This is a genomic window from Microbacterium sp. Root61 (genome assembly GCF_001427525.1).
Classification (GTDB): domain Bacteria; phylum Actinomycetota; class Actinomycetes; order Actinomycetales; family Microbacteriaceae; genus Microbacterium.
The window spans coordinates 1,340,929-1,363,181 of sequence record NZ_LMGU01000001.1; the positions used below are offsets into that span (position 1 = coordinate 1,340,929).

General features: G+C 69.5%; 24 protein-coding genes. 13 read left to right on the top strand and 11 right to left on the bottom strand.

Annotation, left to right across the window (positions count from 1 at the left end):
- The first annotated feature begins 68 nt into the window (after positions 1-68).
- Positions 69-1,001, top strand: coding sequence for a DMT family transporter (locus ASD65_RS06555; protein WP_056220112.1), 933 nt, complete (start codon positions 69-71; stop codon positions 999-1,001).
- A 3-nt stretch (positions 1,002-1,004) separates the two neighbouring features.
- Complete coding sequence (locus ASD65_RS06560) at positions 1,005-1,460, top strand: GNAT family N-acetyltransferase (RefSeq protein WP_056220115.1); 456 nt, start codon at positions 1,005-1,007, stop codon at positions 1,458-1,460.
- A 452-nt stretch (positions 1,461-1,912) separates the two neighbouring features.
- Here the strand turns inward: ASD65_RS06560 and ispD are convergent, their stop codons facing one another.
- Both ispD and ASD65_RS06570 read right to left on the bottom strand, forming a co-directional pair.
- Complete coding sequence (gene ispD / locus ASD65_RS06565; protein WP_056220117.1) at positions 1,913-3,115, bottom strand: 2-C-methyl-D-erythritol 4-phosphate cytidylyltransferase; 1,203 nt, start codon at positions 3,113-3,115, stop codon at positions 1,913-1,915.
- A 66-nt stretch (positions 3,116-3,181) separates the two neighbouring features.
- Positions 3,182-3,664, bottom strand: a complete 483-nt coding sequence (locus ASD65_RS06570; protein WP_056220120.1) for a CarD family transcriptional regulator — start codon at positions 3,662-3,664, stop codon at positions 3,182-3,184.
- Between the two features lie 137 nt (positions 3,665-3,801).
- Between ASD65_RS06570 and ASD65_RS06575 the strand changes: the two genes are divergently transcribed.
- Positions 3,802-4,275: a hypothetical protein gene (locus ASD65_RS06575; protein ID WP_056220122.1), complete on the top strand. Its 474-nt coding sequence runs from the start codon at positions 3,802-3,804 to the stop codon at positions 4,273-4,275.
- A 75-nt stretch (positions 4,276-4,350) separates the two neighbouring features.
- Here ASD65_RS06575 and ASD65_RS06580 read toward each other — a convergent pair whose 3' ends face one another.
- Both ASD65_RS06580 and ASD65_RS06585 read right to left on the bottom strand, forming a co-directional pair.
- Positions 4,351-5,034 (bottom strand): response regulator transcription factor, encoded by a 684-nt coding sequence (locus ASD65_RS06580; RefSeq protein ID WP_056220125.1) that lies wholly within the window; start codon positions 5,032-5,034, stop codon positions 4,351-4,353.
- The gene (locus tag ASD65_RS06585) at positions 5,031-6,251 is read right to left on the bottom strand and encodes a sensor histidine kinase (protein ID WP_056220128.1); all 1,221 of its coding nucleotides are present in this window, start codon (positions 6,249-6,251) and stop codon (positions 5,031-5,033) included. Before ASD65_RS06585 ends, ASD65_RS06580 begins: the two co-directional genes overlap by 4 nt.
- 180 nt (positions 6,252-6,431) lie before the next feature.
- Between ASD65_RS06585 and phoU the strand changes: the two genes are divergently transcribed.
- Positions 6,432-7,097, top strand: a complete 666-nt coding sequence (gene phoU, locus ASD65_RS06590) for a phosphate signaling complex protein PhoU (RefSeq protein ID WP_056220131.1) — start codon at positions 6,432-6,434, stop codon at positions 7,095-7,097.
- A 125-nt stretch (positions 7,098-7,222) separates the two neighbouring features.
- Here phoU and ASD65_RS06595 read toward each other — a convergent pair whose 3' ends face one another.
- A complete protein-coding gene (locus ASD65_RS06595) occupies positions 7,223-7,972 on the bottom strand; it encodes a phosphoglyceromutase (RefSeq protein WP_056220134.1) in 750 nt (249 codons plus the stop codon).
- Positions 7,973-8,025: 53 nt separating this feature from the next.
- Between ASD65_RS06595 and ASD65_RS06600 the strand changes: the two genes are divergently transcribed.
- Positions 8,026-8,856: a class I SAM-dependent methyltransferase gene (locus ASD65_RS06600; RefSeq protein WP_056220136.1), complete on the top strand. Its 831-nt coding sequence runs from the start codon at positions 8,026-8,028 to the stop codon at positions 8,854-8,856.
- Positions 8,857-8,863: 7 nt separating this feature from the next.
- Here ASD65_RS06600 and ygfZ read toward each other — a convergent pair whose 3' ends face one another.
- The 3 genes from ygfZ to ASD65_RS06615 all read right to left on the bottom strand — a co-directional run bounded on the left by ygfZ (position 8,864) and on the right by ASD65_RS06615 (position 11,036).
- Entirely contained in the window at positions 8,864-9,970 is a 1,107-nt protein-coding gene (gene ygfZ, locus ASD65_RS06605) for a CAF17-like 4Fe-4S cluster assembly/insertion protein YgfZ (RefSeq protein WP_056220139.1), read from the bottom strand.
- Positions 9,970-10,581, bottom strand: a complete 612-nt coding sequence (locus tag ASD65_RS06610; protein WP_056220142.1) for an FABP family protein — start codon at positions 10,579-10,581, stop codon at positions 9,970-9,972. The genes ygfZ and ASD65_RS06610 overlap by 1 nt, the downstream gene beginning before the upstream one ends.
- A 164-nt stretch (positions 10,582-10,745) precedes the next feature.
- Positions 10,746-11,036, bottom strand: coding sequence for a hypothetical protein (locus tag ASD65_RS06615; protein WP_056220146.1), 291 nt, complete (start codon positions 11,034-11,036; stop codon positions 10,746-10,748).
- A 137-nt stretch (positions 11,037-11,173) separates the two neighbouring features.
- Here ASD65_RS06615 and ASD65_RS06620 point away from each other — a divergent pair, with 137 nt between their 5' ends.
- The 7 genes from ASD65_RS06620 to pstB all read left to right on the top strand — a co-directional run bounded on the left by ASD65_RS06620 (position 11,174) and on the right by pstB (position 19,254).
- Positions 11,174-11,863: a winged helix-turn-helix domain-containing protein gene (locus tag ASD65_RS06620; protein ID WP_056220149.1), complete on the top strand. Its 690-nt coding sequence runs from the start codon at positions 11,174-11,176 to the stop codon at positions 11,861-11,863.
- 70 nt (positions 11,864-11,933) lie between these two features.
- Positions 11,934-14,102: an RNA degradosome polyphosphate kinase gene (locus tag ASD65_RS06625; RefSeq protein WP_056220152.1), complete on the top strand. Its 2,169-nt coding sequence runs from the start codon at positions 11,934-11,936 to the stop codon at positions 14,100-14,102.
- Positions 14,099-15,037: an NUDIX hydrolase gene (locus ASD65_RS06630; RefSeq protein ID WP_056220156.1), complete on the top strand. Its 939-nt coding sequence runs from the start codon at positions 14,099-14,101 to the stop codon at positions 15,035-15,037. The genes ASD65_RS06625 and ASD65_RS06630 overlap by 4 nt, the downstream gene beginning before the upstream one ends.
- 180 nt (positions 15,038-15,217) lie before the next feature.
- Complete coding sequence (gene pstS / locus ASD65_RS06635; protein ID WP_056220159.1) at positions 15,218-16,318, top strand: phosphate ABC transporter substrate-binding protein PstS; 1,101 nt, start codon at positions 15,218-15,220, stop codon at positions 16,316-16,318.
- Between the two features lie 79 nt (positions 16,319-16,397).
- Entirely contained in the window at positions 16,398-17,348 is a 951-nt protein-coding gene (pstC, locus tag ASD65_RS06640) for a phosphate ABC transporter permease subunit PstC (RefSeq protein WP_056220161.1), read from the top strand.
- A gap of 1 nt (position 17,349) precedes the next feature.
- Positions 17,350-18,447, top strand: coding sequence for a phosphate ABC transporter permease PstA (gene pstA / locus ASD65_RS06645; protein WP_056220164.1), 1,098 nt, complete (start codon positions 17,350-17,352; stop codon positions 18,445-18,447).
- Positions 18,448-18,474: 27 nt separating this feature from the next.
- The gene (gene pstB / locus ASD65_RS06650) at positions 18,475-19,254 is read left to right on the top strand and encodes a phosphate ABC transporter ATP-binding protein PstB (protein WP_056220167.1); all 780 of its coding nucleotides are present in this window, start codon (positions 18,475-18,477) and stop codon (positions 19,252-19,254) included.
- 113 nt (positions 19,255-19,367) lie between these two features.
- Here pstB and ASD65_RS06655 read toward each other — a convergent pair whose 3' ends face one another.
- Entirely contained in the window at positions 19,368-19,958 is a 591-nt protein-coding gene (locus ASD65_RS06655) for a TetR/AcrR family transcriptional regulator (RefSeq protein ID WP_056220170.1), read from the bottom strand.
- 77 nt (positions 19,959-20,035) lie between these two features.
- Here ASD65_RS06655 and ASD65_RS06660 point away from each other — a divergent pair, with 77 nt between their 5' ends.
- The gene (locus ASD65_RS06660; RefSeq protein ID WP_156378799.1) at positions 20,036-20,518 is read left to right on the top strand and encodes a hypothetical protein; all 483 of its coding nucleotides are present in this window, start codon (positions 20,036-20,038) and stop codon (positions 20,516-20,518) included.
- 27 nt (positions 20,519-20,545) lie between these two features.
- Here the strand turns inward: ASD65_RS06660 and ASD65_RS06665 are convergent, their stop codons facing one another.
- Both ASD65_RS06665 and ASD65_RS06670 read right to left on the bottom strand, forming a co-directional pair.
- Positions 20,546-21,430, bottom strand: a complete 885-nt coding sequence (locus tag ASD65_RS06665) for an aminodeoxychorismate lyase (RefSeq protein ID WP_056220175.1) — start codon at positions 21,428-21,430, stop codon at positions 20,546-20,548.
- Between the two features lie 165 nt (positions 21,431-21,595).
- Entirely contained in the window at positions 21,596-22,234 is a 639-nt protein-coding gene (locus tag ASD65_RS06670) for a response regulator transcription factor (protein ID WP_056220178.1), read from the bottom strand.
- Positions 22,235-22,253: the final 19 nt, after the last annotated feature.

Below are 22,253 nucleotides of genomic sequence, written 5' to 3' on the forward strand. Positions count from 1 at the left end.
GCTTACCGGCGCGGCATCCGCATCACCTGGGCGCGCGGTGCGTGTGCTCGAACCTGTACAACTGAAGTGTGCTTCCCGTCCTGGCCGTGCTCGCCGCGGCGCTCCTGTTCGGCACGACGGGCACCTCCCAGGCTCTCGGCCCCGAGGGGACCACCCCGCTGTCGGTCGGCGCGGTGCGCCTGGTGATCGGGGGCACCGGACTGGCGCTGATCGCGTTCACCCTCGCCCGTCGGCATGCCCGACGACGGATGGATGCCGCGCCTCGGCCGCGCCTGACCTGGCGCCCGCTGTCGCTCATGGTCTTGACCGGCCTGTGCCTGGCCGTGTACCAGCCGCTGTTCTTCCTCGGGACCGACCGCAACGGCGTCGCGATCGGCACGGTGGTCGCCCTCGGTTCCGCCCCGGTTCTGGCCGGACTCCTGGAGTGGGCGCTCACGCGACGGGCCCCCTCCGGGGTCTGGGTCGCGGCGACCGCCGCCGCGACGCTCGGTGTCGTGCTGCTCGGGTTCGGCGGCGCGGCCGGAACCAGCACCGGGACGGACCCGATCGGGCTCCTCGGCAGTGTCGGGGCCGGGGCATCCTTCGCCGTCATCGCCAACGCGCAGCGACGACTCCTGGACGCGGGCTGGGACCCGTTCACCGTCGTCGGGGCGATGGGCGTCAGCTCGGCCGTGATCTCGGCGTGTGCGCTGCCGTTCGTCGATCTGGCATGGCTGCAGACCTCCGCCGGTGTGGTGCTCGCGCTGTGGCTGGGCCTGGGCACCATCTCCGTCGCGTACGTGCTGTTCACGTGGGGATTGAGCGGTCTCACGGCCGCGACCGCCGCAACACTGACCCTCGGCGAGCCCCTGACCGCCAGCATCCTGGGCATCACCGTGCTCGGGGAGCGGCTCTCGGTGCTCGCGATCGTGGGGCTCGTCATACTCGCGCTCGGGCTCGCCCTCCTGGCCTGGGGGTCGCGCAGCCCGCGCGATCCGGCTCCGTTCGCCGTGGAGGGCTGAAGCGTGGAGATCCGGGTGGACGACCTCAGCGGCGCTGAGACGCGCGCACTCGTGGCGCGGCATCTGGACGGGATGCGGGATGCCTCGCCGGCCGACAGCGTCCACGCCCTTGGTGTGGAGGACCTGCGGGGCGCGGCCGTGACGTTCTGGTCGGCCTGGATCGACGGGGAGCTCGCCGGGATCGGCGCGCTGAAGCGGATCGACGCAGACCGCGGCGAGCTGAAGTCGATGCGCGTGCACGATGACTTCCGCGGAACCGGAGTCGGGCGGGCGCTGCTGCGGCACATCGTGGTGGCCGCCCGCGAGCGCGGCATGACGAGCCTGTGGCTGGAGACCGGGTCGACCGCGGAGTTCGAGCCCGCACAGCGGCTGTATGCGAGCGAGGGCTTCACCCTCTGCGGCCCGTTCGCGGACTACGCCCTCGACCCGCACTCGGTCTTCATGACCCGCGCCGTATAGCTCCGCCCTCGTCCGCGCGAACGCCCGTGTCACGTTTCGCACGCCCACACGTGGCGTGGCGCGAGCTCGCAACTATCGCCACTTTTCAGCGCGAGAAGTGGCCGTTTCTATGAGCTCGCGTGTTCCGGGCACCCGATCACCTGATCACGCTCGGCGGGTGCGTCCCGGCGCCCGACGGACCTGCGCCGGCCGCGGGGGACGGCCAGGCACCGAGCAGGACGCACAATCTGTCGACACCGCCCATCCGGGGCCGCTCACTCTGCAGCACGACGTTTCGCGAGCTCGCAAATATGGCCACTTTCCACCTCGAGAAGCGGCCGTTTCTGTGAGCTCGCGTGTTCCGGCCACCCGGGCGCCGGCCACCCGGTCACGCGCGGCCACGGCGGCCCGACACACGACGGAGAGGCGCTGCGGCGGTACGGCCATGCGGCGCTGCGGCGGCGCACCGCGGGTCAGGCGGGGACGAGGAGGGCTACGGCGAAGGCGGCGACGCCCTCGCCCCGGCCGGTGAAGCCGAGGCCGTCGGTCGTGGTCGCGCTGAGGGAGACGGATGCTCCGCCCAACGCCGCGGAGAGGACCGACTCCGCCTCGGCGCGGCGCGCGGAGAACCGCGGGCGATTCGCCTGCACCTGCACCGAGACGTTGCCCACGCGCCACCCGGCCTCGCCGAGGAGCCCGAGCGTGCGGCGCAGGAACACCTCGGCGTGGGCACCGGCGTACTCGGGGTGATCCGTGCCGAAGTGCGTGCCGATGTCGCCGAGTCCTGCCGCGGCCAGAAGCGCGTCGACGATCGCGTGTGCGACCGCGTCGCCGTCGGAGTGTCCCGACAGCGCCTGCTCCCCCGGCCACTCCAGCCCGGCGAGCCACAGCGCGCCCTCGCCGCCGAACCCGTGCACGTCCGTGCCGAGGCCGACGCGCGGCATCATCGGCGCCGCGTTCAACGACACGGAAGGAGCGACCGGCAGCGGCGCGACCAGACCCCGGGCGCGCTCGAGGTCGGCGGGAGTCGTGATCTTGAACGCCCGCGGGTCGCCCTCGACCACCGCGACGCGATGCCCGGCGGCGGCTACCAGGGCCGCGTCGTCGGTGAAATCCTGATCGGCGCGGCGGTAGGCGGCATCCAGCACCGCGCGATCGAAGCCCTGCGGCGTCTGGGCTGCGGCGAGCTCGGCCCGGTCGACGGCGGCGATCACATCCGCGCCTGCCACGCGCTTGATCGTGTCGACCACCGGCGTCACGGGGATGACACCCGGCGCGTCGATGCCGACGGCGGCGATGACCCGCTCGAACACGGCCGGCGGGGTCAGCGCCCGGGCCGCATCGTGCACGAGCACGACCTCGACATCGGGCCACACCGCGTGCAGACCCGCCGCGACAGAGTCCTGCCGCGTCGCGCCACCGGTGACGACCGAAACGAGGTCGCGGCGGTCCCCCGCGGTTTCCAGGGCATCGGTCAGCGCCGCGCCTTCCCGACCCACGGGCGCCACGATCACCACCTGCGCGAGCGGTGCCGCGAAGACACCGCTCAGCGCATGACGGAGAATCGTGTGCTCATCGAGCCCGACGAACGCCTTGGGAGCGCCCGCGCCGAGGCGCGTGCCGGAACCCGCCGCCACGACGATGACGCAGACACGGGGTACAGGTGCGATGCTCACGCCACGAGGCTAGCCTGTGGCGGCACCACAAGTAGTGCCCGCTCACGCGAGCCGTACCAGCGGGCCTCAGGAGGCGAGGACCTCGTCGAGCACGACGCCGGCCTTCTCCTCGTCGGTCTTCTCTGCGAGCGCGAGCTCGGAGATGAGGATCTGACGAGCCTTGGCCAGCATGCGCTTCTCGCCTGCAGAAAGTCCGCGGTCCTGATCGCGGCGCCACAGGTCGCGTACGACCTCGCTGACCTTGATCACATCGCCGGAAGCGAGCTTCTCGAGGTTCGCCTTGTACCGGCGGGACCAGTTCGTGGGCTCCTCGGTGAAGGGTGCACGCAGCACCTCGAAGACGCGGTCGAGGCCCTCTTTGCCGATCACGTCGCGCACTCCGACCAGATCCACGTTGTCTGCCGGAACCTCGATCGTGAGATCGCCCTGCGTCACTCGAAGCTTGAGATAAACCTTCTCTTCACCTTTGATGATCCGGGTCTTCACTTCGGAGATCGTCGCAGCCCCGTGGTGGGGGTAAACGACCGTTTCGCCAACCTCAAAAAGCATGCAGTTATGTCCTTTCGGCAACCTCAAGGATACCACAGGCTAAATACGCTAAGGTTTGCGCCGCACACCGTGGGTGGGCCTGCACGTGGGACGCCGACCCCATAGACTGCAATGGTCAGTCGACCCTTGGAGGATCAGTGAAATCGCGTCTCTTCGCGTCCGTCGCCCTGGGCGCCGCCGTCATGCTCGGCGCGAGCGGGTGCAGCATGATCTCCCCGCAGGCGACGACCATCCAGTACTCGCCCTCGGACGGCGTCTACGTGGAGAACTCCGGACCGCTGAAGGTCCGCAACGTTCTGATCGTCGCCAACGAAGACGGCTCGCAGGGCAACCTCATCGCCGCGATCGTCAACGACACGGCCGAGACCCAGACGCTCCGCATGGAGATCGGTGAGGGCTCCGGCGTGATCGAGAAGTCCGTGCGCGTGCCGGCCAACACGATCCTCAGCTTCGGCACCGAAGAGACCGAGCCGCTCCTCCTGGACGGCCTGGACACGATGCCCGGGGCCGACATCCCCATCTACTTCCAGTCCGGTGACAGCGACGGCACGGTCGTGTCGGTCGCCGTGCTCGACGGTGCGCAGAAGTACCTCGCGCACCTCGTTCCCTGACGCAGGACCCGCGGGTCCTGCGCTCCCGCCTCGGCGGAACGCAGGACCGCAGGTTCAGTCCTCACAGCGGCGCTGTCAGCCCTCGAAGCGGTAGCCGAGTCCTCGCACCGTGACGAGCATCTCCGGCTCGCTGGGGTTCGCCTCGATGCGTGAGCGGATGCGCTTGATGTGCACGTCCAGCGTCTTGGTGTCGCCGAAGTAGTCGGTACCCCAGACGCGGTCGATCAGCTGCCCGCGGGTGAGGACCCGGCCGGCATTGCGCATCAGCACCTCGAGGAGTTCGAACTCCTTGAGCGGCATCGCGATCTCGCGCCCCTCCACGGCCACTGTGTGGCGATCGATGTCGACGGTGACACGGCCGCCGGTGAGCACGCGGTCGTCCAGATCGGCGTCCAGCTGCACCTGACGGCGCAGCACCGCGCGCATCCGTGCGAGCAGCTCACGCGCCGAGTACGGCTTGGTGACGTAGTCGTCGGCGCCGAGCTCCAGCCCCACGACGATGTCGACCTCGGAGTCCTTGGCGGTCAGCATGATGATCGGCACGCCCGAGCTGGCGCGGATCTGCCGGCACACCTCGGTGCCCGGCATCCCGGGCAACATCAGATCGAGCAGGACGATGTCGGCGCCCTTGTCGCGGTACGAGGTCAGCGCGGCCGGGCCGTCCTCGGCGATCTCCACCTCGTAGCCCTCGCGACGCAGCAGGTACGCGAGCGGGTCGGCGAGATCCGGCTCGTCCTCCACGATCAAGACACGGGTCATTCGGTTTCTCCGTTCGAGCGGGGTGTGCGGGATGCCGCAGCAGCCCCCTTGGTCTTCTTGCGGCCGCGCCGCTTGGGCTTGCTGCCGTCCTCGGGCGCGGCGACGAGAGGCAGTCGGATGGTGAAGGTGGAGCCGCGCCCGGGGCGCGACCACAGGCGGACCTCGCCCCCGTGACGCTGCACGGCGTGCTTGACGATCGCGAGCCCGAGGCCGGTGCCGCCGGTGCGCCGCGAGCGGGCCTGGTCGGCGCGATAGAAGCGTTCGAAGATGCGCTGCTGGTCGCCTTCGGCGATGCCGATCCCGCGGTCGGTGACCGCGATCTCCACGATCCCGTCCGCGCTGCGCACTCCGACGCCGACGCTGGAGCCCTCCGGCGAGTAGGCGATCGCGTTCGCGACGAGGTTGCCGATGGCTTCGCCGAGGATCTGGGCGTCGCCGCGCACGAACAGCCCGCGATCGCCACCGCGGACGACCTCGACGCCGGCGGACTCTGCCTGGATCGCGTGGGCATCCAGGGCGGTCGCGACGACCTCGTCGACGGACACCTCGCGGTCGTCGTTCAGCTCGTCGGCGGCCTGCAGGCGCGACAGGTTCATGATGCGCGAGGTGAGGCGCGCGAGCCGCGCCGCTTCGGCGCCCAGGCGCACCGCGAAGTGCCGGACCTGGTCGGGGTCGTCGGCGGCGGATTCGATCGCCTCGGCGAGCAGACTGACCGCGCCGACCGGGGTCTTGAGTTCGTGGCTGGTGTTGGCGACGAAGTCGCGGCGCATCTCCTCGACGCGCTCGCGCTCGGTGATGTCGCGGAAGACGATGAGCGTGAGGCGCGGGGAGATCCCCGTCGCTCGCGCGACGACCAGGCGCGGCTCCGCGGGCGGCGCACCGCGGCGCAGACGCAGTGTCTCGGACGCGGACGCCTCGGACGTCCGCGCCAGTCGTGCGAGCGCCCGCAGCTCGTCGCTGCGCAGCACCTCCCCCTCCTGCATGCCGAACGGCTCGGCGGGAGAAGAGGCCGCCAGGACGGTGGAGGAGGTGTCCACGACGATGGCCGCGTCATCCATTCCGTGCAGGACTTCCCGCACGCCCTCGGGGATCACGGTCGAGGTCTCGGTGTGCACGCGATCGCGGGCCCGCATCGCGGCGACGATCACGGCCGAGACGGAGCCTCCGATGATCGCCCCGACGAGCAGAGCGAGCAGCGCCAGCTGCGTCGTGTCCATGCCACCAGCGTAGACGGACCACATCGGCCGCTCCCGCCCGTCGCACGCCGTTCTCCGGGCCGGGCGGATACTATTCACTCTCGCGGCACCGTTCGTTAACCTTCGGTGACGACAATCGCCGCGGCGACACTCGCCAATACCGTGGTGCACGCATGCCCACGGATCAAGAGAGGTGCTGCGATGCGCGAAGTATTCCACCAATCACTCGAGGACGTCCAGACGCGTCTGGTCGAGATCGCCGAGCTCGTGACGGTGGCGATCGACAAGGCGACGCGCGCCTTCGGCACCAGCGACATCGCCCTCGCCGAAGAGGTCATCGAGGCCGACAGCATCATCGACGAGAAGGCCGTCGAGCTCGACGAACTGGCGATCGAGATCCTCGCCCGGCAGCAGCCGGTGGCAAGAGATCTCCGCATCGTGGTGACGGCCCTGCGCGTCAGCGCGTCGTTGGAGCGCATGGGCGACATCGCCGAGCACATCGCGCAGCTGACGCGCATGCGGTTCCCCGAGCGCGCCATTCCCAAGGGGCTGAAGAACACGTTCCTGCGGATGGGCGAGCTCGACGTGGATGTGGCCCGCACGCTGACCGAGCTGCTGCGCACGCAGGACCTCGTGTACGCCGACAAGATCCGCAACGACGACGACGCCATCGACGACCTGCACGTCAGCGTCTTCGAGAAGGTGCTCAGCGACAGCTGGCAGGGCGAGCCGGCGGCGACCGTCGACGCGACGCTGGCCAGCCGCTACCACGAGCGCTTCGCCGACCACGCGGTCTCGGTCGCCAAGAAGATGGTCTACCTCGCCACGGGCGACTGGACCGCCGAGACCGAGGACGTCGAGAGCTGACCTCCTGACGAACGAAAGAGCGGATGTCCCCACGCCCTCTCCACGCATCGCTTCGCGCTGTGTGGAGCCTCGGGGCGCGTGGGCCCAGCCAGATGGCTGCATCCGCTCTTTCTGTGTCGGTGGGGCTACTTCTTGCCCTGCGCCGCGACGGCGGCGGCACCGGCGGCCGCGGCGGCCGGGTCGAGGTACTCCCCCGGGCCCAGCGGCACGAGGTTCTCGTCGAGGCGGTAGACCAGCGGGATGCCGGTGGGGATGTTCAGCTCGGCGATGTCGTCGTCGCTGATGCCCTCGAGGTGCTTGACCAGGGCACGCAGCGAGTTGCCGTGCGCGGTGACCAGGACGGTCTTGCCGGCCTTCAGGTCGGCGGCGATGTCGCTCTCCCAGTACGGCAGCAGACGGTCGATGACGAGCTTGAGCGACTCGGTGCGCGGCACCTCGCCGTCGATGCCGACGTAGCGGGGGTCGCCGACCTGGCTGAACTCGCTGTCGTCCGCGAGGGGCGGCGGCGGAACATCGAACGAGCGGCGCCACAGCATGAACTGCTCCTGGCCGAACTCCTCGAGCGTCTGGGCCTTGTCCTTGCCCTGCAGCGCACCGTAGTGGCGCTCGTTGAGGCGCCAGGTGCGCTTCACCGGGATCCACAGGCGATCAGCGGCGTCCAGCGCGATGTCCGCGGTCTGGATGGCGCGGCTCAGCACCGAGGTGTACAGGATGTCGGCGTGCAGACCGGCTTCGGCGAGCAGCTCGCCGCCGCGCTTGGCTTCGGCCTTGCCCTGCTCGGTGAGGCGGACATCCACCCAGCCGGTGAACAGATTCAGCTCGTTCCATTCGCTCTGGCCGTGGCGGAGCAGGATCAACGTACGGGGCGCAGTCATGCCGCCAATGATACCGAGCGCGGGGCCGAACCTCTGGCTGGCATCATGGCCGTATGGCGTCCGGACGTTCTCTCGTGGGTCAGGTGACGCGCGGCACCACCGGTACGAACCGCCTGCGCCGCATCGATCGCTGGATCGCCCGGCATCCTGTGCTGCGTCGTGGCGCCGATCCGCTCGTGGTGGACCTCGGGTTCGGTGCCAGCGCGGTCACCGCGCTCGAACTGCAGGCCCGCCTGGCCCGGGCCCGCGCGGACGTCGAGGTGCTCGGGCTGGAGATCGACCCCGCGCGTGTCGCCCGCGCCCGCCAGCAGCTGCAGGAGGTGCGCGCCGGCGCGACCGGGTTCGCTCCCGACGCCCGGGTGTCGTTCGCACTGGGCGGTTTCGAAGTGCCGGTCTCGGCCGGCCGGCGCCCCCTCGTCATCCGCGCCATGAACGTGCTGCGCCAGTACGACGAGGGCGAAGTGGCCGATGCCTGGGGCCGCATGACGGGACGCCTGGCGCCGGGCGGTCTGCTCGTGGAGGGCACCTGCGACGAGCTCGGGCGGATCTGCACCTGGGTCGCGATCGGCTCCGATGCCGTGCCGCAGACCCTCACCGTGTCGTTGCGCCTGGCCGCCCTCGAGCACCCGTCGATCGCGGCGGAGCGGCTACCGAAGGCCCTGATCCATCGGAACGTGCCCGGAGAGCGCGTCCACGCCCTGCTCGAGGACCTGGATCGCGAATGGGAGCGTGCCGCCGGCATGTCGCCGTTCGGCCCCGTACAGCGCTGGCAGGCGGCGCTGGCGGCGCTGCAGCAGTCCGGCTGGCCCGTGCAGCAGCGGGCGCGCTGGCGCCTCGGCGAACTCACCGTGCCGTGGGACGCCGTGGCCCCGAAAGAGCTCTAGCGCAGAGTCAGGAAGCGGACGCGCGGCGGCCGAGTCGCGGCATCCGCGGAATGTTCGCGGTCGCCCCGGCGTCGGGCGGCACGATGACCTCCTGCGCGGCGGCGATCGGTCCTTCCTCGCCGTCGACGACGAGCTCGGCATCGACCGGGGTGTTGCGCTTGATCACGGCGAGCGCGATCGGGCCTTCTTCGTAGTGCAGCGCAGCGGAGGTCACCACACCGACCACGACGTCGCCGTTGCGCACTTCGGCGCCCTTGAGAGGCAGGCGACTGCCGCTGCCGTCGAGCTGGAGCGCGACGATCCGCCGGGGCGGGTGGCCGAGGTTGTGCACTTTGGCGACCGTCTCCTGCCCGCGGTAACAGCCCTTGTTCAGGTGCACGGCGGTGCGCAGCCAGTCCAGCTCGTGCGGGATCGCGCGCTCGTCGACCTCGGCGGACCAGCGCGGACGCCACGCGGCGACCCGTAGCGCATCGACGGCCGTCTGGCCCGCGAGTGCGCGCTGACCCTGCGCCGCGGCATCCGCGATCTCGGTCAGTGCGGTGCGCGGGACGATGGCTTCGGCCCAGTCCCGCGTGGATCCGGGATGCGGCTCGGTGACGGCATAGCCGTATCCGCCGGGCACGACGTGCGGCCAGGGGTCTCGCCAGACGAGTCGGACTCCGGCGGGATCCGCCACGGCGATACCGTCCAGCGCGGCGGAAGTGCCACCGACGACCGCGTACTCGTCGTCGGCGTCGCGCGGGGCGACCCGCAGCCGGAAGCGCATGCGCGTCAACCAGGTCAGCAGGGCCTCGGCGTCGCCGCGATCGACGATGAGCCACGTGGTCTCGCCGTCATCGAGAACGGATGCCGCGTGCTCGATGCGTCCCTGCGGGTCGAGCACGAGCATCTCGGTGCTGACGCCGGGCGGAAGAGCGGCGAGCGCCTGCGAGACGAGCGAGTCCAGCCAGGTGAGGCGGTCCTCGCCCGATACCGCCAGGACACGACGGTCGGCCAGCGGAGCGACAGCAGTGCCGGCGGCGAGCGCGCGCTGCTCGCCGAGCGGGTTGCCGACGTGCTGGAGCCCGTTCTCATCCACCACGGCGGCCGGAACCCTTACGAACACCTCGTCCATCAGTCGACCCTCGCCAGTCGGGCGGACGCGTGTGCGCCGAGCTCCGTGCCGAGGGCGGCAATGTCCCACGCCCACAGCAGGTGTCCGTCGACGAGTCCGTACATGCGGGTCGCCGCGGTGTAGGGCTTGGACCCGACGGTGCGCGCGACGAAGTCGGTGGCGATGTCGATCCGCGGTCCGCGGACCTGGCCGAGGTAGAGCTCGCTGACGCCATCCGAATGCACCAGCAGCACATCAATGGCGAAGCCGTCCTCGGCGGTGCGGAGCGCTTCGACGTCATCGGCCGTGCGGACGGGCCCCGCGGTGACGGCGGGCAGCAGTCCGGGGCCGGGGTCGGCATCGGTCATCGGCCGCGACAGCCGCCAGAAGCCGACCTCGGAGACGAGCGCCTCGCGGGTCTGCTCGTCGCCCTCGCCGTGCAGCATCCACGCGCTCGCCGAGTAGTTCAGTGCGGGTCCGCCGTCATGGCTGAAGCTCACGCGGTGCGTGAACTCGCCCGCGTAGCGCACGCCGTCGGCCTCGTAGTCGATGACGCCGGTGCCCTCCCACACGCCGATCAGCCACGAGAGCGGGACGAGATCGGCGGGAAGGTCGGTCGGCAGGTCGAACACGACTCGCCCGTCAGCGCTGGCCGCGATAGAGGTTCTTGATCACAACGCCGGAGACGAAGACGATCGCAAGCGACGCGAGCGCGAGAAGCCCCACGAAGAAGAGTTCGAGTGCGACGAGATCCATGAGGCCGAGTCTAACGGGAATCCGCGGACCTCGGCGGCCGTCACGCCGGAACGATCGAGGCCAGTCCGAACCCGGCGCTGATCAGGCCCATCACGATCAGCGCGCCCAGGATACTGGCGGCGACACGCTCGGTGAAGCCCTTCGCACGCCCCGACCCCAGCTGCACGGCGAAGCTCAGGAGGAGGCATCCGCCCAATCCCAGGATCAGCCAGCCGGCCCGCGATTCGGCGGGCACGAAGATGCCGATCGACACCGCGACGAGGACCGCCGCGACCCACACGGCGATGACGCCGCCGAGGGTCCGACGTGGTGCGAGCTCAGGAGTGGCCACGGGCCTATTGTCGCGCAGTCCGACCTCCGCCGCACGTCGCCCGCGATCCCCCGCGACCGTCCTGCGCGCGAGACCTGCCGGATCGGCCCCTAAACTGAGTGCACGGCGCGCCCGGCTGCGCCGGAAGGACGGCGTACTTGGCACAGCTGTTGATTCTGAGCTCCACGCATGGAGGCGGCCCCGTCCTGCCCTCGCTCGAACTGCTGAGTCACCGCGTGCGTCTGATTCCCGCAGAACCGATGCAGCTCGTGAACGCCCCGAGCGCGGACGTGATCCTCGTCGATGCGCGCATCGATCTGGTCGGAGCGAAGTCGCTGTGCAAGATCTTCGCCACCACCGGGCTGGACGCACCGCTCCTGCTGGTGGTCACCGAGGGCGGACTGACGGCCGTGTCCACCGACTGGGGCCTGGACGACGTCATCCTCGTCACGGCGGGACCCGCCGAGGTCGATGCCCGCATCCGGCTGGCGATCGGTCGCGTCTCCAAGGAGCACGTCTCCACGCGGATCCAGACCTCCGGCATCTCGATCGACGAGTCCTCGTACTCGGCCAAGGTGCACGGCAAGCCGCTCGACCTCACGTACAAGGAGTTCCAGCTGCTGCACTTCTTCGCGACGCACCCCTCCCGGGTGTTCACGCGCGAGCAGCTGCTGAGCGAGGTGTGGGGCTACGACTACTTCGGCGGCACCCGCACGGTCGATGTCCACGTGCGTCGACTGCGCGCCAAGCTCGGCGATCTCGAGCAGCTGATCGGCACCGTGCGCAACGTCGGCTACCGGTTCAACGTGTACGAGGACGACGCCCCGGCGGGCGAGTCGCGCTCCTGACGCGCACTGCGCACGGTCCCGGTCGACATCGGTTCACACGCACGTCACATCACCCTGCAATGATGAAGGAATGATCGAACACGACGTGCTCGACGCCGGACTGGGTGACGGCGACGACGATGACTTCGACGAAGCGATCGAGGTCTTCGACTCACAGCTTCCCGAGAACCGCTACCTCGATCGCGAGGTGAGCTGGCTGGCGTTCAACCAGCGGGTGCTCGAGCTGGCCGAAGACCCGCGCCTGCCTCTGCTCGAACGCGCCAATTTCCTGGCGATCTTCGCGAGCAACCTCGACGAGTTCTTCATGGTGCGCGTGGCCGGCCTGAAGCGCCGCATCGTCACCGGGCTCGCGATCCCCACCAATGTGGGCCGCGCCCCGCAGGATGTCCTCGCCGACATCTCGGCCGAGGCCCATCGCCTGCAGCTGCGCCACGCGGATGCCTGGAAGGTGCTCGTGCGTCCCGCGCTGGCCGAGTCCGGCATCGAGGTCATGGCCTGGGACGAGCTCTCCGAGCCCGAGCAGGCACGCCTCACCGAGTACTTCCAGGCCCAGGTGTTCCCCATCCTGATGCCTCTCGCGGTCGATCCCGCGCATCCGTTCCCGTACATCTCCGGGCTCTCGCTGAACCTCGCGATCCGCATCCGCAACGCCCGCACCGGGCGGCAGGAGTTCGCGCGTCTGAAGGTGCCGCCGATGATGCCGCGGCTCATCGAGGTGCCGCACGACGGCGAGACGGTGCGCTACCTGCCGCTGGAAGACCTCATCTCCAACCACTTGGGCGACCTGTTCCCCGGCATGGAGATCCTCGACCACCACACGTTCCGCCTCACGCGCAACGAAGACGTCGTGATCGAGGAGGACGAGACCGAGAACCTCATCCAGGCGCTCGAGGCCGAGCTGCTGCGCCGCCGGTTCGGTCCGCCGATCCGCCTCGAGGTCACGGACGAGATGGATGACGTCACCCTCGACCTGCTGATCAGCGAACTCGCCATCACCGAGCAGGAGGTGTTCCGGCTGCCCGGCCTGCTGGACCTGCGCGGACTGTTCGACCTGGGGCGCATCGACCGCCCCGACCTGCGGTATCCCCCGCACGTGCCCACCACGGCGGTCGCCTTCCAACCGGCGGAGCAGAACGGCCGCGCCGACCTGTTCGCCGCGATCCGCAAGGCCGACGTGCTCGTGCACCACCCGTATGAGTCGTTCGCGACGAGCGTGCAGGCCTTCCTCGAGCAGGCCGCTCGCGATCCGCACGTGCTCGCCATCAAGCAGACCCTGTACCGCACCTCGGGCGACAGCCCCATCGTGCAGGCGCTGATCGACGCCGCCGAGTCGGGCAAGCAGGTGCTGGCGCTGGTCGAGGTCAAGGCGCGCTTCGACGAGGCCGCGAACATCGTGTGGGCGCGCAAGCTCGAGAAGGCCGGCGTGCACGTGGTGTACGGCCTGGTCGGACTCAAGACCCACTGCAAGCTCGCCCTGGTCATCCGCGAGGAAGACGGCGTGCTGCGCCACTACAGCCATATCGGCACGGGCAACTACAACCCGAAGACCAGTCGCATCTACGAGGACTTCGGCCTGTTCACCACCGACGGTCAGGTCGGCAAGGACCTCACCCGCCTGTTCAACGAGCTGAGCGGCTACGCGATCGAGAAGAAGTTCAAGCGCCTCCTGGTGGCTCCGCTGCACCTGCGCAAGGGGCTGCTGCGCCACATCGACAAGGAGCGCCGCAACGCGCTCGCGGGCGGCAGCGCCGGCATCCGCATCAAGGTCAACTCGATGGTCGACGAGCAGATCATCGACGCGCTGTACCGCGCCAGCCAGGCCGGCGTGAAGGTCGACGTCTGGGTGCGCGGCATCTGCTCGCTCAAGCCCGGTGTCGAGGGCATGAGCGAGAACATCACCGTGCGCAGCATCCTGGGCCGCTATCTGGAGCACTCCCGCATCTTCGCCTTCGACAACGACGGCGACCCGCAGATCTTCATCGGCAGCGCCGACATGATGCACCGCAACCTCGACCGTCGGGTCGAGGCCCTGGTCCGCGTGGTCGCTCCCGCGCACCTCAAGGAGCTGACGGATCTGTTCGACCTCGCCATGAGCGATGCGACGAGCTCGTGGTGGCTCGGCGCCGAGGGCGAATGGACGCGGCACAGCGTCGCCGAGGACGGCAGGCCGCTCGTCGATCTGCAGGACAAGACCATGGCGACCGTGCAACGGCGCCGTCGAGCTCGGGCGGTGCGATGACCGATACCGCGGTCTATGCGGCCGGCGGGGTGATCTGGCGTGTGGTCGACGGCAAGCTCATGGTGCTCGTCATCCACCGCACCGCGTATGCCGATGTCACGCTCCCCAAGGGCAAGGTCGATCCCGGCGAGACGCTCGCGGAGACCGCCGTGCGCGAGATGTTCGAGGAGACCGGCATCCGCGTCCGTCTCGGTATCCCGGTCGGCGTCTCGCGCTATCGGATGCCGAGCAAGCGGCAGAAGATCGTGCACTACTGGTCGGCTCAGGCCACGGAGGACGCCATCCGCGCCTCCGCGTTCGTGCCGAACCGGGAGATCGCGGCCCTCGAGTGGATCGCGCCGAAGAAGGCCCTGACCTACCTCAGCTATCCGGTGGACGTCGAGATCCTGGAGAACTTCCTGCGCTTCGTCGACGACGGCGTGCTGGAGACCTTCCCGATCATCGTGCTGCGCCACACCAAGGCGACCTCGCGCAGCGACTGGGACGGACCCGACACGATGCGGCCGCTCACCGAACGCGGCACGCGCCAGGCCGCCGCGATCGTCGGCCCGCTGCAGGCGTTCGGCGTCCGCAAGATCATCTCGAGCGACGCCGTGCGCTGCGTGACGACCGTCGCGCCGCTGGCCGCGACGCTGGGCAAGAAGATCGAGCGCACTCCCCTGATCAGTCAGGATGCCTGGGAGGCCGGCACCTCGGACACCCGGGCCGTCGTCGGTCGGCGGGTGCGCTCCGGCAAGCCCGCCGTGCTGTGCAGCCACGGCCCCGTCCTGCCCGAGATCCTGAGCGAACTCGCCCTGGCCACGGGAACCCTGCGCGGCTCGTATCTCGGCAGCGCGTCCGCCCTGGAGCCGGGGGCCTTCTCCGTCGTGCACCTCTCCGCGACCAACCCGGGCTCCGGCATCGTCGCGATCGAGACCCACGAGCCGCAGCCCTAGTCGCCGGCAGCGTTCCGAGACGCGTCCGACAGGGTGCGTCATCCGTGATCGTGGGCAGATTCCCGTGCGCTGTTCATCTTCTGTTTACCTTTCCAGCCCAGTCGATTAACAGTGGCTGATTACGTTTCTGAGCGAGCCCCGCACCGGGCTCGTTCCCCTGACACGTGAAGGATTCACACAGTGAAGATCTCCCGCATCGCCCAGCTGGGCGCTGTCGCCGCAATCGCGGCCCTCACACTCGCCGGCTGCGCCTCGAACGAGGGCGGCGGCGCGACGTCACCTTCCGCTTCCGACGTGCCCACGCTCTCCGGCACGATCAACGGCTCCGGCGCCACCTCGCAGCAGGTCGCCGTCCAGGCCTGGACCGCTGAGTTCCAGGGCACCAACCCCGAGGTGACGGTCAACTACGACCCGCAGGGCTCGGGCACCGGTCGCGAGTCCTTCCAGTCCGGCGCCGTGAACTTCGCCGGCTCGGACCGCGCATTCAAGGTCGACGAGATCACCGCCGGACCGTTCGACGCGTGCGTCGCCGGCTCCGACATCGTCGAGATCCCCGCCTACGTCTCGCCGATCGCGATCATCTTCCAGATCGACGGCGTCGACTCGCTCGACCTGGACGCCGCAACCATCGCGGGCATCTTCGCCGGCACGATCACCAACTGGAACGACCCGGCCATCGCCGCGACCAACCCGGACGCGAAGCTGCCCGACCTGGCGATCACGCCCGTGCACCGCTCCGACAAGTCGGGCACGACCGGCAACTTCACCGACTACCTCGCGGCCAACGCCGAGTCCACCTGGACCTTCGGCTCGGTCGAGGAATGGCCGATCCAGGGCGGCGAGGCCGCACAGGGCACCTCGGGCGTCGTCAACGCGGTCAAGGGCGGACAGGGCACCATCGGCTACGCCGACTCGTCCCAGGCCACCGGCATCGCGTCGGTGAACGTCAAGGTCGGCGACGAGTTCGTCGGTCACTCGGCTGAGGGCGCCGCCATCGCGGTCGACGCCTCGCCGTTCGAAGAGGGCCGTGCCGACACCGATCTGGCCATCTCGATCGACCGCACCACCACCGAGGCCGGCGCCTACCCCGTCGTGCTGATCAGCTACCTGATCGGCTGCGCCGAGTATGCGGATGCGGATGCCGCGGCTCTGGTCAAGGGCTTCTTCAACACCGCGATCAGCGAGGCGGGCCAGGAGACGGCTGCCACGAACGCCGGCAGCGCCCCGATCTCGGACGCGCTGCGCACCAAGGCCCAGGCCGCGGTCGACGCGATCAAGTAGTTCCCCTTCGGCCCCGAGTCGGCATAACGTCGACTCGGGGCCGAACCCGGTCCACCCCAACCCGAGGACGCCAACTCACATGACAGCGACATCCGCGCCACCCGAGCCGCGGGTCAAGGCCAAGCAACGCCCCGGAGATCTCTGGTTCTCGGGGTCTGCCCTGTTTGCGGGATCGATGATCCTCGCCACCCTGGCGGCGGTCGCCTTCTTCCTGATCATCCAGTCGATCCCGGCCATCGGCGCCGGCAGCGAAGACGCTTCCCTGCTGACGACCAACTTCTGGGACTACGTCTGGCCGCTGCTGTTCGGTACGATCTGGGCCGCGTTCCTGGCCCTGCTGATGGCGGTCCCCCTGTCGCTGGGCGTGGCCCTCTTCATCAGCCACTACGCCCCTCGTCGTCTCGCGCAGGGGCTCGGCTACGTCGTCGACCTGCTCGCCGCCGTCCCGTCGGTCGTCTTCGGCCTGTGGGGCATCCTCGTCCTCGCCCCGGCGGTCCAGCCCGTCTACAACTGGCTCAACGAGTACGTCGGCTGGTTCCCCCTGTTCGCCGGGGATGTGTCGGCCACCGGCCGCACGATCTTCACCGCCGCCATCGTGCTCGCCGTCATGGTCGTGCCGATCATCACGGCGATCTGCCGCGAGATCTTCCTGCAGACCCCTGTCCTGCACGAGGAAGCAGCCCTCGCGCTCGGCGCGACCCGGTGGGAGATGATCCGCATGGCGGTGCTGCCGTTCGGCCGCTCCGGCATCGTCTCGGCCTCCATGCTGGGCCTGGGCCGCGCGCTCGGCGAGACGATGGCCGTCGCCATGGTGCTCTCGGCGACCGGCACCGTCAGCTTCCAGCTGTTCACCTCCACCAACCCCTCGACGATCGCGGCGAACATCGCCCTGACCTTCCCCGAGGCGTACGGAACGAACATCAACGTGCTCATCGCGACCGGCCTCATCCTGTTCGTCGTCACATTCGCGGTCAACGCGGTGGCGCGCTGGGTCGTCAACCGTCGCAAAGAATTCTCGGGAGCGAACTGACATGACCATCACCGCTCCCCCTCCCGTGCGCATCGCACCGACCGCCTCCGATTCGCTGCGCAGCGGCCGCCTGGCGCGGTGGGTGCCCTGGACGCTGCTCGCGGCATCCGTCATCGCCATGCTCGGCGTCTTCCTCGTCATCGAAGGCGCCGGCACCGACGGGCTGAACTACGCCGGCTGGCTCGTCAGCTCAGCGGTCGTCTACCTGGTGCTGATCTTCGTGATCTCCACGATCGTCGAGGGCCGCCGCAAGGCCACCGACCGCCTGATCACCGGCGTCGTCACCTCGGCGTTCCTCATCGCGATGGTGCCGCTCGTGTCCGTCGCCTGGACGGTCGTGGCCAACGGCATCGCGCGCTTCGACTTCCTGTTCTTCTCGAGCTCGATGCGCAACGTCGTCGGCGAAGGCGGCGGCGCGCTGCACGCGATCGTCGGCACCGTGCTGATCACCGGTGCCGCCGCAATCATCTCGATCCCGATCGGCCTGATGACCGCGATCTACCTGGTCGAGTACGGCGCCGGCAAGCGCCTCGCACGCGGCATCACGTTCTTGGTCGATGTCATGACCGGCATCCCGTCCATCGTGGCGGGTCTGTTCGCCTACGCGCTGTTCGCGATCTTCTTCGGTCCCGGCATCCGCCTGGGCATCATGGGTGCCGTCGCGCTGGCCGTGCTGATGATCCCGGTCGTCGTGCGCTCCAGCGAGGAAATGCTGCGCCTCGTGCCGAACGAGCTGCGGGAGGCCGCCTACGCCCTCGGCGTACCGAAGTGGCTCACGGTGGTCAAAGTCGTGCTGCCGACCGCGATCGCGGGCATCACGACGGGCATCATGCTGTCGATCTCGCGCGTCATCGGCGAGACGGCCCCGCTGCTGATCACGGCCGGCTTCACGGACTCGATGAACTACAACCTGTTCGACGGCCGCATGCAGACCCTCCCGGTGTTCACGTACACGCAGTACGCGAACCAGGGCATCCCGCCGGAGGTCTACACCGACCGCGCCTGGGCCGCCGCGCTCACCCTCATCGTGATCGTCATGGTCCTCAATCTCCTCGCACGCGTCATCGCCAAGGTCTTCTCGCCCAAGACCGGCCGCTGACCCTCCGAACCGCTCAGAAAGTACCTCGTGTCCAAAAGCATTGAAGTCAACGATCTCAACGTCTACTACAGCGACTTCCTCGCCGTCGAAGGCGTCTCGCTGTCGATCGAGCCCCGCAGTGTCACGGCCTTCATCGGCCCGTCCGGCTGCGGCAAGTCGACGTTCCTGCGCACCCTCAACCGCATGCACGAAGTGATCCCCGGCGCCCGCGTCGAGGGCGAAGTGCTGCTGGACGGCGACGACCTCTACGCCAACGGCGTGGACCCGGTGGCCGTGCGCCGCCAGGTCGGCATGGTCTTCCAGCGGCCCAACCCGTTCCCGACGATGTCGATCAAGGAGAACGTGCTGGCCGGAGTGAAGCTCAACAACAAGCGCATCTCCAAGTCGGACGCCGACACCCTGGTGGAGAAGTCGCTGCGCGGCGCCAACCTCTGGAACGAGGTCAAGGACCGCCTCGACAAGCCCGGCTCCGGCCTCTCCGGCGGCCAGCAGCAGCGCCTCTGCATCGCCCGTGCGATCGCGGTCGCCCCGCAGGTGCTCCTGATGGACGAGCCCTGCTCGGCGCTGGACCCCATCTCGACGTACGCGATCGAGGAGCTGATCGAGGAGCTCAAGCAGGACTACACGATCGTGATCGTCACGCACAACATGCAGCAGGCCTCGCGCGTCTCGGACAAGACCGCGTTCTTCAACATCGCCGGCACCGGCAAGCCCGGCAAGCTCATCGAGTACAACGACACCCGCTCGATCTTCACCACCCCGGCCGTCCAGGCCACGGAGGACTACGTCTCCGGACGCTTCGGGTAGGTCCTTCGAGCGTTGTGGAAGAGCGGATGCCTCGGTAGAGGCATCCGCTCTTCTGCGTCTACGGGTACGACTCGGGGTCGTACGCGCGGGCGTCCGTGCCGAGGTGGATGCGTTTACTCGTCGCGTACCGGATGCTGCGCGGCCGGGGCCGGCGACAGGTCGACGGCCATTCCGAGCAGCGACGCGACGAGTGCGGCGTCGCCCATTCCGGCGCCGGGGTGCCAGCCACCTGCGATGAGCTGTTGGTAGCCGATCACCGCGGCGACGATGAGCGCCGCCCGTCGTCTGGCCTCGACGGCGTCGAAACCCAGTTCCTCGATGACGCCGGCTACGTAGGTGACGCGGCGCTCCACGACCCTCCCGACAACCTGGTGGATGCCGGCTGCCGCGGCCTCGATGTAGAGCGTGCGTTCGCCCCCTCGATCCTGCATGCGCTGAACGATCGCCTCGAACAGCCACGCGAGCCTGTCCCGCGGCGACTCGATCTGCTGCACACGCGCGATCAGCTCCTCGGTCTCGGTGCGCTCCCACGTCTCGAGCACAGTCTGGACCAGAGCGGCACGGTCGGCGAAGTGCCAGTAGAACGACCCCTTGGTCGTACCGAGGTCGCGGGCGACGGCTTCGACTCGCACCGCTGCGATGCCGTCGGCGTTGAAGCGCTCGAATGCGGCCAGGGTCCAGTCATCCGCCGTCAGCCTTGCCATGTTCCATACGCTACCGTATAGTCGGATTCCACCAACCGTACGCACCCGTATGGTGAGTGCCCCGGGGAGCAACCGCAGTGAGAGAGACACAGCCGATGCAGCATCCGTCCTTCTGGTCGCTGGCGTTCGAAGAGATCGTCGACCCCGACTACGCGCACGTCACGATCGGCGTCCTTCCCGCTCACGCGACGGCGGACCCGGCCGCCTGGGCACGCAACCTGTTCTCGTACGACGCGCTCCCCCGGTGGATCTCGGGTCCGCTGACGCTCGGGCACCTCTCCTCGCGCGCCAGCCGCCCGGCCTACCCCGCCGCGTTCGCGGTGCGCCGCGTCGAAGGAGACGAAGCACTCGTCGGCGTCGACGGTCGGCGGATGGACCTGCGAGTGGGGATCGGCGTGGACGAGCGCAACGCGCTCGTGCGCGTGATCGCCGCAGTGCGGTTCAAGGGCGCTCACACTCCCTTGTGGGTGCTCCCGGCGCGGGTCCTGCTGCCGTTCGTGGTGCGCGGAATGCTGGGCCGGTCGCGTCGGGCGCTCTCGGGAGCGACGTCGGACCGGTGACTTCCGGCCGGGGACGAGGGCCAGAAGTCAGTCGCGCGGCGACAGCAGGTACGCGTTCAGTCGGCCGGTGAAGTCGGGGTCGACGGGCAATGCCGTGCCGTCGATCGCCGTGATCGGGGCGGCGAGACGGACGCTGGAGAGGAGCCATGCAGCATCCGCGCGGAGCAGATCGGATGCCGGGACCTCGCGGTACTCGGTCGCGAGCCCCTGCGCCTCGAGCCACTCGAACGCGCTGAGCTGGGTCGTGCCGTGCAGGATCGAGCCGGTCGGGGCGGGCGTCACGTAGGTGCCCCCGATGCGCAGGATGACGGAGGCGGTGGGCGCTTCGAGCACGATGCCGTCCGAGGAGACGAAGATCGCGTCATCCGCGCCCTGGCGCTTGGCCTCGCGGATCGCCGCCATGTTGACGGCGTACGACAGCGTCTTGGCGCCCAGCAGCAGCCACGGTGCGCGGATGGCGGCACGGCTGTCCAGCCCGCGGTCGAGGGTCACGATCCGGACGCCCTCCGCACGGACGCGTGCGAAGTCGGCCGCCGGGGCGGCGGTGACCCACGCGGTCGGGGTGGGGCCGTGCTCCACCCCGCGGCTCAGGATGAGCTTGATGACCGACTCCCCTGCACCGCAGTGCGCCGCCACCGCGGCGATCGCCGCGCGCCACTGCGGCAGGTGCGGTGCGGGCAGATCGCACAGGCGGGCCGAGTGCGCCAGCCGCTCAAGGTGCGCCTCGACCTCCTGCGGGTGGCCGTCGACCACGCCGATCGACTCGAAGATGCCGTCGCCGCGCTGCGTGCTCAGCTCGCCGACGCTGAGCGCCGGGGCGGACGGATCGACCGCGGTGAACGTGTCGGCGAACGTGGTGCGGACATCGTCGGATGCCGCGGGGTCGATCATGAGCGCGTAGAGCCAGGCCATGATCCGAGCCTAGGGCCGGGAATGCGCCGGGCGACCACTCCGTTACACTGGAACAGCCGGGCCGCAGTAACCCCGGGCTCCATCTTTTGCCGCTATGAGCGGCCTCGCGCCGAGAGGCGTTCTGCGGCCCGGCACTTTCGTACCCGGATGCCGCCGCCCGCCGCTTCAGGTCAGCGCTTCGTGGCGCCACAGAACGGCGCACGAGGACAGGTCCGCCGCGTAGGTCGACAGGCGCAGCGCCCGGGTGGTCAGGACGGATGCCCGTTCCGGCTCGGTGGCCTCGTAGTCGTCGGCCAGGTGTGTGGCTCCCGCGGCCTGCACCCGGCTGAACGCCGCTGCTCGGTCCAGCGCCACGGCGAAGTCTCCCTCGAACAGTCCGCGCAGGATCGTGTCGATGAGCGCCACCAGCTCTTCCGGCCCCGCCGGGGTGGGCGCGCCGGCGACCACCGGATCGACCGAGTGCAGCTCGATCCGACCCCGTTCGTAGAGCAGGGCCGCGGTCGACGGGTCGTCGTGGATCATCAGCTGCAGCAGGTACAGCCGCCACAGGGCTCCGGGAAGGGTCTTCGCGGGCGACCGCGACCACAGCTCGGCGATGTCGTCGATGCCGTTCTCATCGGTGAAGGCCACCAGGCGATCCACGACCTCCGACTCCGGCCGCTCGCGCACGCGGGCCAGCAGCGCCTGCGCGGTGCTGTGCGCGACGCGCGAGACCTCAGCCGGGTCCTCGGCGGCGAAGCGCCTGTCGAAAAGCTCAGCGGGCCGTCGAACCGGTTTGTGGAACTCCCTCGATTCGTCGCTCATCCCTCCAGGCTACTGGCGG